We start from the raw sequence: 15,991 nt of genomic DNA on the forward strand, positions 1-15,991 counted from the left end.
TTAGCGTTCGACGAGCTGCATCCAGCGGCGGACCAGATAGTTGTGCTCGTCCATCGTGGTATTCCAGACTGCAATGCAGTTGGCCCGCTGCCAGTAGGAGCCGCCGCTGCGCACAGAGCCCGCCTTGATACGGATCGTGCCGTCGGGACCCGGCAGATCGGTTGCCGCCGGCAACCCGCCATACCAATAATCCCACTCCGCCACCGACATGAAGGCGCGGGACCGTTCGGGGGTGGAAATGTAATAGCCCTGGCGGGCGACGACCGCACCCGGCCAACCGGAAATCCACCAATTGAGATACTCGTAGGCGACGTCGAGCATGCGACCCGAGAGATGGCGTGCAAGACACAATCCCCCATGCCACGCGCGATAGCCTTCTGCAGGGACGGCCTGCTCGACGGGAACCCCCTGGCCGTTGAGGATGTTGATGCCGGTCGACCACATGCTCTGAATATCAGTTTCGCCGCGCAACATCAGGCGAGCAGCATCTTCGGCCGTTCGCCAGAAGGCGCGGAAGTATCCGTCTTTCTTACGCTCTTCCAACAGCCCGATCAGGCGATCGATCTCATCGACGCTCATGCTGCCGATGTTATCGAAGCTCATGAGGCCGGCAGCTTGAGCCGCGAGCGCTGCATCGAAGATGCCAATTGCCGGCTCGTCGACCAGCGCGGCGCGGCCAGCCCAACGCTCGTCGAGCAACGCCGCCCAACTGTTCATCGCAACCGCGTTCGGCGCCACATCCGTGCGATAGGCAAAACTGTCGAAGTTATGGGTCGTCGGCAACATGGAAACAGACGTCGACGGCGTATCGCCCAATTCGAGATTGGGCTGGACGAAGAGCTTCTTGACGGGCGCGTCCCCCTGCCCCAACCGTGCATTTGGACCGATATGCCCGGTCTTCGTCAGATCGTTGATTTCGTCCCATAGCGCAATGCGCCCGATGCTGATCGGCTGGATCGCCCGCCAGTACCAGACGATGTCCAGGTTATGAAAGCACTGGTCATAGATGTCGTAGCTGTCCGGTTCCTGCGCCGCCTTGTGCTGGGTCGTCAGGAAGTCGTTGTTGTCAAACACCACCTCAATGCCGAGGTCCTCTTCGGCGCGCACCCGAAGTTCCTCAAGCAGAGAAATCGCCGTGCCGAGCACCCGGAGCTTCGGCCGGCCGACCAGATGCAGGGCAGGAGTGGGAACTGTTGTTTGATCAGGCTGCTGCTTGCTCATTGGGACGAAAGCCGTTCCTGTAATTCCGGTTCTTCGGCAACATCCGAGGTGAGCACGGGCGTCCGATCGAGCGCGAATGCCTCGAATGACCGTTTGAGCAGTCCGACATCGAGACCGTCAACGATAAAGACGATGCGCGAGCGGCGGTCCTCATCCGGCCAGCGCTCCATATGGACAGGCGTATGCACCAGATGCTGAACGCCGTGGATGGCGACAGGGCGCTCTTCCCCGGCGATATTAAGGATACCCTTGACCCGCAGAACCCGTTCACCGTGGCGATTGAGGAGCATCGTCAGCCAGAGGCCGAAAGCGGTCCAGTCCACCGCCCTTTCCACCGTCATGACGAATGAGGTCACCGCGGCAGCATGCGCGGTGCCGTCAGCCGTCGTCAGAACCGTGGGCGCATCGCAGTAGAAACCGCTCGCCGACTGCAGGCCGCCCGCGCGCAACGTGGGCCCTTCGTCGATCAGCGCGGCAAGTTCGATGTCCGGTTCGCCAGCCAGCACCAGTGGCGCATCCGGATTGATGATCCGCAGTTTGTCCGACAGCGCCACGACAGTGCCGGCATCGCTCAGATCAGACTTGGTGACGACCAGGCGATCGGCGACGGCCGCCTGGCGGTTGGATTCGACGTAGGTCTCGAGTTGCGTCAGGCCGTTGACCGCGTCGACCGTGGTAATGACGTTCCCCGGCCGGAAATGATGGCGCAATACCGGATCCGCCTTGATCGTTGACAGCACCGGAAAGGGATCGGCAAGCCCGGTGCTTTCGACGACAATGCGCCGAAACGGGGGTACGAGCCCACGCTCACGTTTGGAATGCAGGTCCTTGATGGCATCGGCAAGTTCACCGCGCACGGTGCAGCAGAGGCAACCGGACTGCAGAAGCACCATGGTGTCGTCGATACGCTCGACCAGATGGTGGTCGAGACCGACTTCGCCGAATTCGTTGATGAGCACCGCGGCGTCGCTGAGCGCCGGGTCGGCAAGCAGGCGCGACAGCAGCGTCGTCTTGCCCGATCCGAGGAAGCCGGTCAAAAGGTTGATGGGCGTGAGCCGCGGTATCTCCTCGACCATCACGCTTCCTCCGCCCCGGCAATAAAGGCAGGATCGAGCGGATCGCAGAGCCGGCCACAGAGCCGTTCGGCCGCCGGCCACAAATGGCCGAGATCCTCGATGATCTCGCTCTTGCCCGTCCGCGTCGACAACACGAAGGATGCGCCTTGCCAATCGGCAAGCGTCAGGCCGAATCGGGCAAGCATTGCGTTGGCGATGCGCACACGGTTCGCCCGTTCACGCCGGCGATCGATCCGCTCGACATTGCGGGTGAAGACACCGGGGCGCGCCACGGCGTCCGCCCAATGTTCGTTGCCGCCGAGGATGCCGCAAAGGGAACACATGATGCTGTCCGTTCAAAAGTTCTAAAGGGGGCGGCAGGCCGCCCCCGGGTTGGTTATTTCTTGCGCGGGAAGCGCTTGGCAAAATCGTCGGCGATCTCGTTCATCGTCACGAACTTCACGCCCGGATGCTTGATCATATGGGCATAGAGCCGCTCGAGCATCATCAGAACCTGCGGGCGTCCGGCGACATCCGGATGGATGGTAATCGGAAACACCGCATAGTCCATCTCGCGATAGACCCAGTCGAACTGGTCGCGCCAGATCTGTTCGATATCGTGCGGATTGACGAAGCCGTGGCTGTTCGGGGACTTCTTGATGAACATCATCGGCGGCAGATCGTCGAGATACCAGGAGGCCGGGATTTCGATCAGATCGGTTTCCTTGCCGCGCGTGAGCGGCACCATCCAGTCCGACGGCTTCTTCGAATAATCGATCTTGGTCCATTTGTCGCCGACACGCACATAATAGGGCGTGAAGTCATTGTGCATCAGCGAGTGGTCATACTTGATGCCTCGTTCGAGCAGCAGCTCGTTGGTGACATTGGAGAATTCCCACCAGGGGGCCACATAGCCGGTGGGTCGCTTGCCCGAGAGCTTGGTGACGAGCTCGATGCACTTGTCGAGCACTTCGGTTTCCTGCTCGCGCGTCATGGCGATCGGGTTTTCGTGGGTGTAGCCGTGAATGCCGATCTCGTGGCCGGCATCGGCAACCGCCTGCATCTGCTCCGGGAAGGTCTCTATCGAGTGGCCGGGAATGAACCAGGTGGTCTTGATGCCGAAGCGCTCGAAGAGCTTCAGCAATCGCGGGCTGCCGACCTCGCCGGCAAAAAGACCGCGCGAGATATCGTCCGGCGAATCCTCGCCCCCGTAGGATCCGAGCCAGCCGGCGACCGCATCGACGTCGATGCCGAAGCTGCAGAGGATTTCCTTGGCCATGATGTGTGTCTCCTTCGTGTTTTCGTTCAAAAGGTCAGGCTGGGATCACGGTTGCTTCGCCGGGTTGCCAGCTCAAAAGAATGTCGGCGCCGACGGGGAAGGCGTCGGGCTGGTATTTGTCGACGTGGGCCTCCAGCGAGACGGTGCGACCGTCCGGAAGGGCTGCCGTCAAATGCGAGACATGGCCGACGACGTCGAAGCGGCTCACATTGGCGCCGACGACGTTGCCGCCGTAGTTGGCAGCGATCCGGTCACGGTCGACGCGCGCGGCTGCGTGAACCTCGATCGCCTCTGCCGGAATGACGACGTTGACGCGTGACCGTCCGGCGAAGGCGCCGTTGACGCGCCCGGACAATTGGCCGACGGCAGTCGATACCAGAGCCCGCTCGCCGGAGGCGTCGTCGACCTCGCCATGAAAGATGGTGTTGTTGCCGATGAACTGGGCGACGAAGGCCGTGTTCGGCCGCGTATAGAGCTGATGTGGCGGGCTGATCTGCTCGACCCGCCCCTGGTTCATGACAACGATACGATCCGACAGGGCAAGCGCTTCGGATTGGGCGTGCGTGACGAAGATGAAGGTCACACCGAGCGTCTTTTGCAGCAGCTTGAGCTCGTTCTGGATCGCCTTGCGCAAATTGGCGTCGAGTGCGCCCAGCGGTTCGTCGAGCAGCAGAATATCAGGCTCGACCACCAGGCCACGTGCCAGCGCGATGCGTTGCCGCTGACCGCCGGAGAGCCGGTCGGGCTTCTTGTCGGCAATGTCTTCCAGGCCAAGTGTTGCCAGGATGCGATCGACCTTCGCGTCGCGCTCCGGCTTGGCCATGCCCTTCACCTCCAGACCGTAGCCGACATTGCGGCGCACGGTCATGTGCGGAAAGAGCGCGTAGCTCTGAAAAATCATCGAGGTCGGCCGATGCTCTGGCCTGACGTCGTTCATCCGCTTGCCCTTGATCAGCATGTCGCCGGAGGAGATCGCCTCGAAACCGGCGATCATCCTGAGCGTCGTTGTCTTGCCGCAGCCGGAAGGGCCGAGGAACGCGATGAACTCGCCCTTGGCGACGGACAGGTTGAAGTCGATCACGGCAGGCGTGCCGTTGTCATAGACCTTGCCGACATTGTTGAGTTCGAGGTCGAAGATCATCGTGGCTCTCCGGAGCTTGTCTGAAATCACGGCTATCGGGCGCATGGCCCCGGCCGTCCCGACCGGTTGGTATGTGAGCCGACCGGGTGGTCGCTCGGGGCCATGCACCATGTCTCAAGAACCGGGCGGCACGGCCGCCCGGCCTGTTCGATCAGGCGTTCAGGAACTCGTCCCACTTCTGGATCAGGTGATCGTATTCGTCCGGCCACTGGTGCCAGTAGGCGACGTTCTTGGCGCGCTCTTCGAGCGAGCCGCCGTCGCGCAGGTCCCCTTCCTTGATACCGCGCTCGGGAGCACCAACCCAGGGCTTGCCCTCGTACCAGAAGGCATATTTCTCCGGCGCCATGACGCTCTTGATGTTGGTCGATGGCGAATAGTAGCCCTGTTCCGAAACGGTGATGCCCGGTTCGCCAGAGAGCCAATAGTCGGCATAGGCGATGACGGCTTCCTTGTTCGTCGTGCCGGCGATCATCGCAGGTCCGATCGCCCAGCCGCGATACCCTTCCTTCGGCACGGCATAGCGGCATGGCTTGCCCTGCGCCTTGACCGCCATGACGGCCGGCTGCCAGGCGTCGCAGACCACCATTTCGCCCGATGCCATGAGGTTGACGAGTTCGCCGAAATCGCCCCAGAGCGCCCGGAACTGGCCTTCCTTCTTCTTGGAGATCAAGAACTTCGCAGCTTCGTCGATCTCGGCAGCCGTCGCATTGCCGGGGTTCTTGACGTCGGAGAGTCCGAGCGAGTTCATCGCCATCATCGCCTGGCCGATCGCGATCAGCGGGTCGGTGTTGATGCCGGACTTGCCCTTCCATTTGGGATCAAAGATCGCCGCCCAGCTGTTGGCCTCTTCGGCCGAGAGCACGTCGGGATTGTAGCCGATGGAGTCATAGTTGTAGACGGCCGGTACCATGTTGAGCGAGGCCTGGCTGTCGTCGGTCCAGATCTGCCCGACGATCTGCGCGGCGCGATCCCACTTGTCGCTGGGGGTGGTGAAGGTATCGCGAATATTCGCCCAGTTCTTCAGCGCCGAAGCCGGGATCGGTTCGACATTGTTGGTCATGACGATCGAAGGCAGACGTTCGGCGATGATTTCCCAGCAGTCATAGTCCTTGGAGCCGGAAAGGATTTTCGTCTGCGCGTCCGGGAAGGTGGCTGCCGTTCCCGACGTGCCGCCGACGCCGGCTGCCGCCTTGAACTGCTCGAGGATGCGCTCCTGCACAGTGACCGAAAGGCCGATGGTGCGGAGCTGCTGACTGGCGAGATCGCTCGCTTGCGCGAAGGCTGCGCGCGAGGAGAGGAACGGTGTTCCGCCTCCGATCGCGAGCGCCATCACTCCGGCGGAGCGTTTGAGGAGCGAGCGGCGATTGAGTTCCATACTAGGCATTGTCTCTTCTCCAGTTTTCGTTGTTCCCCGAAGGCCGTTTGCCGGCCTCCTTTCATCATTCACCGCCGTCGCGGCACTCAGTCCGGTGGCCTGGAGCTCTGTCGCTCCCTAAGCGGCCGCCGCACGATTTCAGAAACGTCAGTAGCGCCCGACCAGCAGGCCGCCGTCGACGACCAGGACCTGCCCGGTCATGTAGCGAGCGGCGTCGGACGCCAGGAACGCGATCACGTCAGCGATGTCCTCAGGCGTGCCGAGCCGCTGCATCGGGATGAACGCCGCTGCCGCTTCAGCGCCGACCGGACCAAGAGAGTTTTCTTCAGACAGCAGTTGCGCCGTGCGGATGTAGCCCGGCGCAACGCCGTTGACGCGCACGCCGTCAGCGGCAAGCTCGACCGCCAATGCGCGCACGAGGCCAACCACGCCGGACTTGGCCGCGGAGTAATGAACGTGCTCGTCCCAGCCATAGGCGACGCCCATGATCGACGAGAGCGCGACGATGCTGCCCTTGCCGCGGCGGCGCATGCCGGGGCTTGCCGCCCGCGCGAGCCGGAAGATGCCCTTCAAGTCGATGTCGAAGGTCAGATCCCACCGGTCGTCGGTCAGCTCGCCAAGCGGCGTGCGGTGGGCAATGCCCGCATTGGCGACGATAACGTCGATATGGCCGTGGCGACTTTCGATGTCGGCCACCAGCGCGTCAGTCGCCGGGGTCGAGCGCACGTCGTAATAGGCAAACTCGGCCGAACCACCGGCTGCACGGATCGCCTCGACGGTGGCGGCACCCTCACGCTCGAGAATATCGGTCACGATCACATGGTCGCCGGCCGCCGCAAAGGCCTTGGCGGTTGCCTGGCCGATGCCGATGCCGGCACCGGTGACGATGACAATGCGGGACGTCTTGGGAGGGTGTGTCATTTCCATCTTTCCTGTCAAAGCATCACGTCGCCGGAGTTCGGACCGAGCGTCTGGCCAACGAAGAGGCTGGCTGCCGGCGATGCCAGAAAGGACACCGTGGCTGCGACCTCTTCCGGCTCGCCGAAGCGGCCAAGCGGCAATTGCTGTTTTTTGGCTGCGCGCCAGTCGTCCGAGAGCTCCATGACGAGCGGCGTATTGACCGGCCCGGGCGCGACGGCATTGACGCGAACGCCGCGGCTCGACACTTCGCGGGCCAGCGCCTTGGTCATGCCGATGATCGCGGCCTTGGCACCGGAATAGTGGACAAGTTCGACACCACCGATCTGACCGAGTTGCGAGGCGATATTGACGATCACCCCCTCGCCGCGCTCAAGCATCGGGCGCAGCACCGCCCGGGTCATCAGGAACGTACCGCGCACGTGAACGGCAAACATCCGGTCGAAGTCGCCGACCTCGAGGTTCTCGAACAGCGCCTGATGAGCGATGCCGGCGTTGTTGACGAGGAGCGTCGTCGTGCCATGGGCGCGCTCGCCGGCCTCCACGATCCCGCTAACATCGGCCTCGCTGGAAACATCACCGGCCACAGCAGTCGCCCTGCCGCCTGCCGCAACGATCTCGGCGGCGACGACCTGGCTGCGCTCGGCAGAGAGATCGTTGACCAGCACGGCATATCCGTCAGTTGCGAGCCTCAAGGCGATGGCGCGTCCGATGCCGGAGCCGGCGCCGGTGACGATTGCTGCGTTAGAGGAAGCGTCTGCCATTACGCCTCCTCCTGGATCGCGACGCGCTTGGCGCGGCGTACCGAAAGCGTCATCAAGGCCGCGTAGGTACCAAGCAGCGCGAAAGAGAACAGCGTCGTCAGCACGCCGAAGGCGAAGACGTTCGGATGCACTTCAACCGAGAAGGTGCCGTAGATCGCCAGCGGCAGGGTCAGATCACGGCCCGAGGCAAAGAGCGTGCGCGAGAACTCGTCATAGGAAAGCGTGAAAGCAAAGAGCATCGCCGAGAGCACGCCGGGAAAGATCAGCGGGAACGTAACTTTGCGGAAGGTGCGCGCCGGGGTGACCCCAAGCGACCAGGACGCCTCTTCCATGCTGGGGTCGAAGCGGTTGAAGATCGCAAGCATCACCAGGAAGGCGAAGGGGAACGTATAGACCACGTGCAGCACGAAAGCCGTGCCCCACCAGTGGCGATCGATGCCGAGCGTATTGGCAACGAGCGCCATGCCGAGGCCGACGAGCACGCCGGGTACCATCATGCCGAGCACGATGAGATAAAAGACCACGCCGGAACCGCGGAACTTGCGGCGGAAGGCCTGCGCTGCGGTAACGCCCAGAACGGTCGAGACGATCATCGTCATGACGGCAAGACCGAGCGAGCGCACCAGTGCCTGTTCGATCGGCAGCGGCGCAATACGCGACGGCGGCGTCAGGCCGAAGAGATGCTGGTACCAATAGGTCGACCATTCGATGATCGGGAACTGCGGCCCGCCTTCCGGTCCGGTCTGGAACGAGAGGATCGCAAGCACCGCAAGCGGTCCATAGAGGAAGACCAGGAAGAGCGCGGTATAGGCGCCGAGGCCGAGTTTCATGCCGCTGGCGTTCATGATCAAAGTTCCTTCCTGAGATCGACGACCCTGAGCAGAGCGGCGATGACGGCGCCCATCAGGATGGTGAGGACGACGCCGGCAACCGCGGCAAACGCCCATTTCAAAGAGCCGACCTGGGTGACGATGATGTTGCCGAGCAGGTTGACCTTGCGGCCGGAGAGTGCTGCGGAAGTGGCAAACTCCCCAAGCACCATCACGGAGACGAAGATCGCGCCGACCACCACGCCCGGCATGGAAAGCGGCAGGATGATCGTACGGAAGATCCGCCAGAAGCCGGCCCCCAGATCCTGCGCCGCCTCGATGATGGAGTGATCGATACGGCCGAGCATGAAGGCGATCGGCCCGACCATGAAGACGCAATAGATCTGCGTCATGCCGATGATCACCGAGAGTTCCGAAAACAGGAGGACCTCGATCGGTGTATCAATGATGCCGACGTTCATGAGGATCATGTTGATCGCGCCTTCCTTGCCGAGCATGGGGCGCCACGCGAGAACGCGAATGAGGAACGAGGTCCAGAAGGGAATGACGCAAAGGACCAGCAGAACCGTCTGCAGCGCCTTGTTCTTGACGAACAGCCCGACATAGAGAGCGGCCGGATATCCGACGAGAACGGTCGCGACGAGAACGATCAGCCAGATGCGCACCGTCGTCCAAAGCGCGCCGAGATAGGTATCGCTGGTGAAAAACGTGACCCAGCTCTTCAGGGTCAGTGTCGGCTCGATCTTGAAGGTGGTCTGCGTCCAGAAGGATACGTAGACCATCATCAGCATCGGCAAGACGAGGAACAAGACCATCCAGACGACGCCGGGGGCGAGCAGCCAGAGCGCCTTTCCGGTGGGTTTCCTTTCAGCGACGGATTCTGCTTCCGTCTGTTCCGCAACGGCCATCATGCTCATCTCTCAATCTCCGGGGACCAGCGCAGCATCGAGGCATTGGCTCTGGCAGTTTCAGTTTCGGGCGCGTGAGGCGTTTCAAGCGTAGACAAGGGCGTCCTCCCGCTTCCAGACGAGCGCATAGCGGCCCTGATCCTCATAGGCTTCGGGGGCGGCATGGCTGAGATGGGTCTCCACTTCGAAGACCCGACCATCATCCAGGGTGAAGAAGGAATTGACTGCGGCGCCGGAATATTCGCTGGCAACGAAATTGCCCTCGACGCGGACCTCGTCGTTCCCGATCGCCGCTTCGCGCGGGCGCACGGCAACACGGTCGTAGCGGATCGCATAGGCCGGTTGCGCCGCGCGGGTTGCCGGGCGATTGCCCAGCGAAAAGCGCCCGGCACTGCCGACGAAGGCGCCACCCTCCAGACGTCCGGGAAAGAGGTTGTAGCAATTGAGGAAGCGGGCGACGGCCGGTGATGCCGGACGGTTGTAGATCGTATCGGAATCGGCCGATTGCGCGATGCGGCCGCGATCGAGCACCAGGACCGTGTCACCCATGGCCAGCGCCTCGGTCTCACTTCCCGTTACGTGTAGGAAAGTTACGCCGCAGCGCTCCCGGATGGCGCGAAGCTCGGTGCGCATGCGGGCGCGCAGGTTGGCGTCGAGCGCACCGAGCGGCTCGTCGAGCAGAACCATACGCGGTTCGGTGACGAGCGTGCGGGCCAGCGCGACGCGCTGCCGTTGACCGCCGGAAATCTGAGTGACGGCGCGACCTTCGAGACCAGTCAGGCCGACGAGAGCAATGATGTCCTTGACCCGCCTTTCGACCACCCGGCGGTCCGTCACCGCATCGATCTCGCGGTTTTCGAGACCGAAGGCGATGTTCTGGGCGACCGAAAGATGCGGGAACAGGGCGAAGTTCTGGAACACGAAGCCGATGCCGCGCTGATGCGGCGCCACGGTGTCGATGCGCTTGCCGTCGAACAGGATGCTGCCGCCGTCCGGATCCTCAAAGCCTGCGATGACGCGCAGCAAGGTGGTCTTGCCGGAGCCGCTTGGGCCGAGAAGCGAGATATAGGCGTCGCCCGGCAGCGCGAGGTCGATACCATCGAGCGCACGCATCTCGCCAAAAGCCTTGGTGACGTTTTTGAGCTGTAGGACTGTCGACATCGTTTTCCTGCCCGTTATCGCCGACCGGCCATCAGCCAATGCTTCGCCCTCGTCGGCGCCGATCAGGCATCCGAACGCACATGCGATAGCGATCACGCATGGTTCACATGCGCGGCTGAAATCACGGTCCTCTACGATTTAAAAAGTTAGTTCCACCTGCGCGCTTCTTCAGAGCGCTTGCATGTCACGAACCATGACATGAATGATTTTTGTATGCAATAGACTTTTATTCGGTTTTGTCAGATGCAGATTAACGGCAATGCCGCACCTCAGTCCAAGGAAGGGACGCCTCCCTCCTGCCGCAAGACAGCGCGCCTCAAATCATACAAAAACACTATGCAATTGCGGGATCCGCCGGGCGCAACCACGACGGATCATCAATTTGACTGGCGGTCCCTGGCGGCTTCGCAGATCTCGGCCTCCCACAGATCCGAAATGCCTTCCCATGACAACACAATGGACAAACGCGCAGAAAAAATGCACATGGGTATTCAATATGCATTTATTTTGCGCTGTCACGATTGCCGGCAAGTGGCGTAAAGAAAGGAGACGACTTTGCCAGCCAAACGGAAGATGCCAGACCGCATGAACGAGCCACGCCTCGGCCAAAATCCGCAGCGCCGATACGAAATTGCCGAGGATGTGCTGCGAACGAACATTGCCGAAGGCACGCTGCCGCCCGGCCTCGTGCTGCTCGAAGGACCGATCGCCGACATCCTGCAGATCTCGCGCGCACCGGTGCAGCGTGCTCTGCTGCAGCTCGAAAGCGACGGGCTCGTGCACCGCTTCAAAGGGCGCGGCTATCTGGTCGGTCCTCCCGGCCGGGCAATCGAACCGAACCGCACCGACATCAAGACGCTCGGCCTCATCGTTCCCCAACACGCCGACGAGGCCCTGCAAAGCCGCTCGTCCTGGGAGCGCATCTACGATGAGATCGAGAACGACGTGGCCGGCTGCGTGATCTTCGGCCAGTACCGCATCATCGAAAACGAACTCGCCAACCATTTCAACGTCAGTCGCACGGTTGTGCGCGACGTGCTGACCCGCCTGCGCGAGCGTGGGCTCGTGCGCAAGAACCAGAGTTCGCACTGGATCGCCGGGCCGTTGACGGCGCAGACGGTGAAGGACCATTTCATGTTGCGCCGGCTGCTGGAGCCGCAGGCACTGGCGCTCGGCGCGGCGCATGTCGACCGCGACCGGCTGACAGCCCTTTTCAACCGGCTGGTCGAGTTCGGCCAGACGCAGGACGGGGACGGCTGGCTGGGCCTTGAAGACATTCTCGTGGAATTTACCGAAGCCTGCGTGCTTGCGATGCCGAACGAGCGCCTGCGCGAGCTGATCCGCAACAACCTCCTGCCGGTGACCGCCACCGAAAGACTGCTTCGGCAGTTGGGGCTGCCGGGCGATCCGACCGTCATTGCCGAACTGAAGCTCATTGTCGAACTGATGACGCGCGGCGCCAATGCGGCGGCAGCGTCGATGCTTGAAAGCCATATCGACGCTTCGCTGAACCGGACGATCGCACAAATGAAGATCGTCGCCATCATTCCCGGCCCCAGCTTTACCGCGGCCTATCTGACCCGGGTCGTCGAATAGAGGGGGCAAAGGTCCGAGACGGGCGCTTCCGACTGATCCGGACGATGACGATCGCAAAATCAGGTCCGCCCTCCTCATCATTCGCCCTCCCGCGCCAAGCGGCTAGTCGCCGGCTGCAATCGAACTGTTCATGTTGAGGCCCAACGGCCGCTCACGCGGCCGGCGGCCGATAGTGTCACGCCTTTCCGGCAATCGCCGCCCGCAGGGCTTCGAGCCGCCTGCCCTCTTCGGCGCGAGCCGCCAACGCTTCCTCCATCGTCACCTCGACGAAACGGGTGGGCGTATGCGGCTGCAACTGACCGATGAGGTCCATGTCCGCCGAGATCACAGTCCCGACCATGAAGTAGCCGCCACCCGATACGGCGTCGCGATGCAGGATGATCGGCTCCGTTCCGCCCGGCACCTGGATCGAGCCGTAGGGATAGCAACTGTCGACGATGTTCGAGGGATCGGAACCGGCGCCGAATGGCTGGTCGCGATCGACGAAGCTGAGCTTGCGGCCACCACGGAAGCGATAGCCCATGCGGTCGGCTTCCGGCGCTACCTTCCACTCGTCGGCAAAGAAGCTCTGCTTTGCCTCGTCCGTCAGGCGGTCCCAGTAGAGCCCGGGCAGCACCCGTAGTGCGGCAGGTGCCGCGGGTCTACGGCGCAGGCTTTCGTCAACCGTCAGGCCCTCGCGGCCGGCGCCCGTTTGCCCAACCGGCAGCACGTCACCGGCTGCAAGCGCGCGTCCCTTGTACCCACCAAGCGCGCCGATCGGATAGGTCGAGCGACTGCCGAGCGCCTCCGGCACGTCGATACCGCCCGAGACGGCGATATAGATACGCGCGCCGGATTTCAGGAAGTCGAAGCTCAGGGTTTGGCCGGCCCTCACCCGAAAGGCCGTCCAGCCGGGCTGCAGCACGTCGTCGACCTTGACCGGCATGTCGGCGCCGGTGACGGCAACAAGCGCATCTTCAGTGAATTCGAGTTTGGGCCCGAGGAAGACCGCCTCCAGCCCGGCAGCGCCTTCATCGTTGCCGACAAGCAGGTTGGCGGCACGCATCGCGTAGCGATCCATTGCGCCACCGAGCGGAATACCGAGATGGAAGTAGCCGGGGCGGCCAAGGTCCTGGATGGTGGTCGCTAGACCATGATGCAGCACGTTAATGGCCATTGAGCACACCCTCCAGCTTGGTGTTGTATCCGGCGATATCCTTCTGAAACTCGCGCAGATCGAAGCTGACGTCGCGGATCGGTGGCGCGAAGCGCCCCTTGTCGACATCCTCGACCGCCTGGTCATAGGCTTCGCGATCGATCGGCTTGAACTTGACGATGTCACCGGGGCGGAAGAACACCATGAAATCGCGCAAATAACTGGTCGTCTGCGTCGGATCGAAGATCGGCATCGGCGTGATGCCGAACATCTGGTAGCCGCCAGCACCCCGCACCGAATAGATGCAGCCGAAACAACCGCCATGGCCAACCGTCAGCTTCGGCGTATCGGTCCGCGGCCTGAGATACTTCGGCACCTCGATCTGCCGTTGCCGCTCGACCATCTGATACATGAAGGGCAGGCCCGCAACGAAACCGACCATTGAGACGAACCAGGGCGAGCCTGAGTGGGCGGCTACGAAGTCGGTCACCGCGTCGTAGCCATTGATGCGCGCCGCATAGTCGAGGTCGGTACCGCCGGGGTCCTGGTGCCGTTCACGGAAGCGCATCAGCGTTTCGTGCGTCCAGGGGTCGTTGTAAAAGACCGGGATCTCGACGATACGCGTACGGATGACCGGCTCAGCCCGCTCCGCTGCCCCTTCGATGGCGCGAACTTCCTTCAGAACGTCATCCGGCTTGGTGACGTCAGGATCGAACTTGATCTGGAAGGAAGCGTTCGCCGGGCAGATTTCGGTGACGCCGCGGATGCGGCTCTCCCGCACGCCCTTCGCCATGGAAAGGCTCTTGAAGAAGGCTTCAAGGGACATCTCGTCGCTGCATTCGACGAACAGATGCTCGTCGCCTCCAAACGTGTAACGTGTCGGCATCACGCGACCTCCGCGGTGCGGCCGCCCGAAGCGGCAAATTCGGTTTCCAGCCAAGTTTCGAGAAAGCGGGTGTGGAACGCGCCGGCCGCAACTTGGGCGTCGGCGGCCAGCGCCTGATGCAGTGCGATCGTCGTCGGCACGCCTTCGATCTTCAAATCGGCAAGCGCGCGAGAGAGTCTGGCGAGACACGCTGCCCTGTCCTCGCCCCAGACGATCAGCTTGCCAAGCAGGGAGTCGTAGAAAGGCGGTATCGTGTAGCCCTCGTAGAGCATCGTATCGAAACGAACGTCCTCGCCTTCCGGAACACTCAAACGAGAAATCTTGCCGGGCGCCGGCATGAAGCCGCGTGCCGGGTCCTCGGCATTGATCCGGCACTCGATCGCGTGGCCGCGCACGGCGATGTCCGATTGGCGCACGGAGAGCGACGCGCCGCCGGCGACACGGAACATCTCCTGCACGAGGTCGATGCCGGTGATCATCTCGGTGACGGGATGCTCGACCTGAATGCGGGTGTTGACCTCGATAAAATAGAAATCCCGCGTTTCATCGTCATAGAGGTATTCGACGGTGCCGGCGCCGCGATAGCCGACGGTCCGGGCGAGCGCGACCGCGCTGTCGCAGAGCTTCTGTCGGACATCTGCAGGCAGGAGGAACGAAGGCGCCTCTTCCCAGACCTTCTGACGGCGGCGCTGCAGCGAGCACTCCCGCTCGAAGCAATGCACGAAGTTCTCGCCGTCACCGAGGATCTGCACCTCAACGTGACGCGCGCGGGTGATGACTTTCTCGAGGTAGAGGCCGCCGTCGCCGAAGGAGGCGAGCGCCTCGGCCGACGCCTGGGGGAACTGCTTGTCGAGTTCCGCCGGATCGTTGACTATGCGGATGCCGCGCCCGCCGCCGCCGGCCGCCGCCTTGATCATGACCGGGAAGCCGGTCTCAGCCGTTACCGCATGCGCCTCTTCTACGCTCGAAATCCGGCCGTTGCTGCCGGGTACCGTCGGCACACCTGCCTTTTCGGCGACGGCACGGGCCTGTACCTTGTCGCCGAGCAGCCGGATGGCGTCACCGGAAGGGCCGATGAAGATCATGCCGGCTGCAACCACCGCATCGGCGAAATCGCCATTTTCCGACAGGAAACCGTAGCCCGGATGCACGGCATCGACCCCGGCACGCTTGGCCGCAGCGATCACGGCGGCAATGTCGAGATAGGATTTCTTCGGCGCCGGTGGACCGATTTCGACGGCTTCATCCGCGAGCTTCACGGCCAGCATATCCGCATCCGCGGCGCTATAGACCTGAACCGTGCGAACGCCGAGCGCCTTTGCCGCCCGGATAATGCGCACGGCGATCTCGCCGCGATTGGCAATCAGGACAGAGCGGATCGTCATTGCTCCACCTCAGCGATCACCTGGCCGGCCATGACGGGCTCCTCATTGTCGACGAGAAACCGGATGCTTCCGCCGGTGACGCCCGCCTGGATCTCCTGGAAGGTCTTCATCACTTCGATCAGACCGATCGCCTCATTGGAGGCCACCGCATCGCCGTCCGATTTGAACGGTGGCACATCCGGAGCAGACGACCGATAGAAGGTTCCTGGAAGGGGCGATCGGATTTCGTGCTTGCTCATGGTTGCCTCCGCTTGTCATTTGTTGCCTGGATCACGATGCAACCGGTCGGAGCGACCAAAGCCATAAACGTGATCGGTTCTCATTGGTTGGGGCAGAA

General features: G+C 62.5%; 16 protein-coding genes. 1 reads left to right on the forward strand and 15 read right to left on the reverse strand.

Annotated features, from left to right (window positions below; translation table 11 throughout):
* The 11 genes from OKW20_RS21235 to OKW20_RS21285 all read right to left on the reverse strand — a co-directional run bounded on the left by OKW20_RS21235 (position 1) and on the right by OKW20_RS21285 (position 10,652).
* Positions 1-1,221 (reverse strand): ABC transporter substrate-binding protein, encoded by a 1,221-nt coding sequence (locus OKW20_RS21235; RefSeq protein ID WP_429174977.1) that lies wholly within the window; start codon positions 1,219-1,221, stop codon positions 1-3.
* Positions 1,218-2,297, reverse strand: coding sequence for a CobW family GTP-binding protein (locus OKW20_RS21240; protein WP_429174980.1), 1,080 nt, complete (start codon positions 2,295-2,297; stop codon positions 1,218-1,220). The genes OKW20_RS21235 and OKW20_RS21240 overlap by 4 nt, the downstream gene beginning before the upstream one ends.
* The gene (locus OKW20_RS21245) at positions 2,297-2,620 is read right to left on the reverse strand and encodes a hypothetical protein (protein WP_043621724.1); all 324 of its coding nucleotides are present in this window, start codon (positions 2,618-2,620) and stop codon (positions 2,297-2,299) included. Before OKW20_RS21245 ends, OKW20_RS21240 begins: the two co-directional genes overlap by 1 nt.
* Before the next feature lie 53 nt (positions 2,621-2,673).
* Complete coding sequence (locus OKW20_RS21250; protein ID WP_043621926.1) at positions 2,674-3,555, reverse strand: polysaccharide deacetylase family protein; 882 nt, start codon at positions 3,553-3,555, stop codon at positions 2,674-2,676.
* 34 nt (positions 3,556-3,589) lie between these two features.
* Positions 3,590-4,696, reverse strand: a complete 1,107-nt coding sequence (locus OKW20_RS21255; RefSeq protein WP_192449049.1) for an ABC transporter ATP-binding protein — start codon at positions 4,694-4,696, stop codon at positions 3,590-3,592.
* Positions 4,697-4,847: 151 nt separating this feature from the next.
* On the reverse strand, positions 4,848-6,080 hold the full coding sequence (locus OKW20_RS21260; RefSeq protein WP_429174986.1) for an ABC transporter substrate-binding protein: 1,233 nt from the start codon (positions 6,078-6,080) through the stop codon (positions 4,848-4,850).
* A 138-nt stretch (positions 6,081-6,218) separates the two neighbouring features.
* Positions 6,219-6,998, reverse strand: a complete 780-nt coding sequence (locus tag OKW20_RS21265) for an SDR family NAD(P)-dependent oxidoreductase (RefSeq protein ID WP_429174989.1) — start codon at positions 6,996-6,998, stop codon at positions 6,219-6,221.
* 8 nt (positions 6,999-7,006) lie between these two features.
* Positions 7,007-7,753: an SDR family NAD(P)-dependent oxidoreductase gene (locus tag OKW20_RS21270; RefSeq protein WP_429174992.1), complete on the reverse strand. Its 747-nt coding sequence runs from the start codon at positions 7,751-7,753 to the stop codon at positions 7,007-7,009.
* On the reverse strand, positions 7,753-8,598 hold the full coding sequence (locus OKW20_RS21275; protein ID WP_043621711.1) for an ABC transporter permease: 846 nt from the start codon (positions 8,596-8,598) through the stop codon (positions 7,753-7,755). Before OKW20_RS21275 ends, OKW20_RS21270 begins: the two co-directional genes overlap by 1 nt.
* A 2-nt stretch (positions 8,599-8,600) precedes the next feature.
* The gene (locus tag OKW20_RS21280; protein WP_429175793.1) at positions 8,601-9,491 is read right to left on the reverse strand and encodes an ABC transporter permease; all 891 of its coding nucleotides are present in this window, start codon (positions 9,489-9,491) and stop codon (positions 8,601-8,603) included.
* Positions 9,492-9,575: 84 nt separating this feature from the next.
* Positions 9,576-10,652, reverse strand: a complete 1,077-nt coding sequence (locus OKW20_RS21285; RefSeq protein WP_429174996.1) for an ABC transporter ATP-binding protein — start codon at positions 10,650-10,652, stop codon at positions 9,576-9,578.
* Positions 10,653-11,237: 585 nt separating this feature from the next.
* Here OKW20_RS21285 and OKW20_RS21290 point away from each other — a divergent pair.
* The gene (locus OKW20_RS21290) at positions 11,238-12,248 is read left to right on the forward strand and encodes a GntR family transcriptional regulator (RefSeq protein WP_429175000.1); all 1,011 of its coding nucleotides are present in this window, start codon (positions 11,238-11,240) and stop codon (positions 12,246-12,248) included.
* A gap of 175 nt (positions 12,249-12,423) precedes the next feature.
* Here OKW20_RS21290 and OKW20_RS21295 read toward each other — a convergent pair whose 3' ends face one another.
* From OKW20_RS21295 to OKW20_RS21310, 4 genes are read right to left on the reverse strand one after another with little or no spacing between them, the layout of a single operon-like run.
* Positions 12,424-13,404: a biotin-dependent carboxyltransferase family protein gene (locus OKW20_RS21295; RefSeq protein ID WP_429175002.1), complete on the reverse strand. Its 981-nt coding sequence runs from the start codon at positions 13,402-13,404 to the stop codon at positions 12,424-12,426.
* Positions 13,394-14,269, reverse strand: a complete 876-nt coding sequence (locus OKW20_RS21300) for a 5-oxoprolinase subunit B family protein (RefSeq protein ID WP_429175005.1) — start codon at positions 14,267-14,269, stop codon at positions 13,394-13,396. The genes OKW20_RS21295 and OKW20_RS21300 overlap by 11 nt, the downstream gene beginning before the upstream one ends.
* Positions 14,269-15,654 carry an acetyl-CoA carboxylase biotin carboxylase subunit gene (locus OKW20_RS21305; protein ID WP_429175008.1) on the reverse strand — a complete coding sequence of 462 codons (1,386 nt, stop codon included), beginning with the start codon at positions 15,652-15,654 and terminating at the stop codon, positions 14,269-14,271. Before OKW20_RS21305 ends, OKW20_RS21300 begins: the two co-directional genes overlap by 1 nt.
* Complete coding sequence (locus tag OKW20_RS21310) at positions 15,651-15,893, reverse strand: acetyl-CoA carboxylase (RefSeq protein WP_043621692.1); 243 nt, start codon at positions 15,891-15,893, stop codon at positions 15,651-15,653. Before OKW20_RS21310 ends, OKW20_RS21305 begins: the two co-directional genes overlap by 4 nt.
* Positions 15,894-15,991: the final 98 nt, after the last annotated feature.

The organism is Ensifer sp. LBL, assembly GCF_050435225.1.
In the GTDB taxonomy this organism is placed as follows: domain Bacteria; phylum Pseudomonadota; class Alphaproteobacteria; order Rhizobiales; family Rhizobiaceae; genus Ensifer.

What these genes read in the sequence shown, in the direction of transcription:
- OKW20_RS21235 (WP_429174977.1), bottom strand. Translation starts at nt 1,221, where the DNA reads ATGAGCAAGCAGCAGCCTGATCAAACAACAGTTCCCACTCCTGCCCTG.
- OKW20_RS21240 (WP_429174980.1), bottom strand. Translation starts at nt 2,297, where the DNA reads ATGGTCGAGGAGATACCGCGGCTCACGCCCATCAACCTTTTGACCGGC.
- OKW20_RS21245 (WP_043621724.1), bottom strand. Translation starts at nt 2,620, where the DNA reads ATGTGTTCCCTTTGCGGCATCCTCGGCGGCAACGAACATTGGGCGGAC.
- OKW20_RS21250 (WP_043621926.1), bottom strand. Translation starts at nt 3,555, where the DNA reads ATGGCCAAGGAAATCCTCTGCAGCTTCGGCATCGACGTCGATGCGGTC.
- OKW20_RS21255 (WP_192449049.1), bottom strand. Translation starts at nt 4,696, where the DNA reads ATGATCTTCGACCTCGAACTCAACAATGTCGGCAAGGTCTATGACAAC.
- OKW20_RS21260 (WP_429174986.1), bottom strand. Translation starts at nt 6,080, where the DNA reads ATGCCTAGTATGGAACTCAATCGCCGCTCGCTCCTCAAACGCTCCGCC.
- OKW20_RS21265 (WP_429174989.1), bottom strand. Translation starts at nt 6,998, where the DNA reads ATGGAAATGACACACCCTCCCAAGACGTCCCGCATTGTCATCGTCACC.
- OKW20_RS21270 (WP_429174992.1), bottom strand. Translation starts at nt 7,753, where the DNA reads ATGGCAGACGCTTCCTCTAACGCAGCAATCGTCACCGGCGCCGGCTCC.
- OKW20_RS21275 (WP_043621711.1), bottom strand. Translation starts at nt 8,598, where the DNA reads ATGAACGCCAGCGGCATGAAACTCGGCCTCGGCGCCTATACCGCGCTC.
- OKW20_RS21280 (WP_429175793.1), bottom strand. Translation starts at nt 9,491, where the DNA reads ATGGCCGTTGCGGAACAGACGGAAGCAGAATCCGTCGCTGAAAGGAAA.
- OKW20_RS21285 (WP_429174996.1), bottom strand. Translation starts at nt 10,652, where the DNA reads ATGTCGACAGTCCTACAGCTCAAAAACGTCACCAAGGCTTTTGGCGAG.
- OKW20_RS21290 (WP_429175000.1), top strand. Translation starts at nt 11,238, where the DNA reads ATGAACGAGCCACGCCTCGGCCAAAATCCGCAGCGCCGATACGAAATT.
- OKW20_RS21295 (WP_429175002.1), bottom strand. Translation starts at nt 13,404, where the DNA reads ATGGCCATTAACGTGCTGCATCATGGTCTAGCGACCACCATCCAGGAC.
- OKW20_RS21300 (WP_429175005.1), bottom strand. Translation starts at nt 14,269, where the DNA reads ATGCCGACACGTTACACGTTTGGAGGCGACGAGCATCTGTTCGTCGAA.
- OKW20_RS21305 (WP_429175008.1), bottom strand. Translation starts at nt 15,654, where the DNA reads ATGACGATCCGCTCTGTCCTGATTGCCAATCGCGGCGAGATCGCCGTG.
- OKW20_RS21310 (WP_043621692.1), bottom strand. Translation starts at nt 15,893, where the DNA reads ATGAGCAAGCACGAAATCCGATCGCCCCTTCCAGGAACCTTCTATCGG.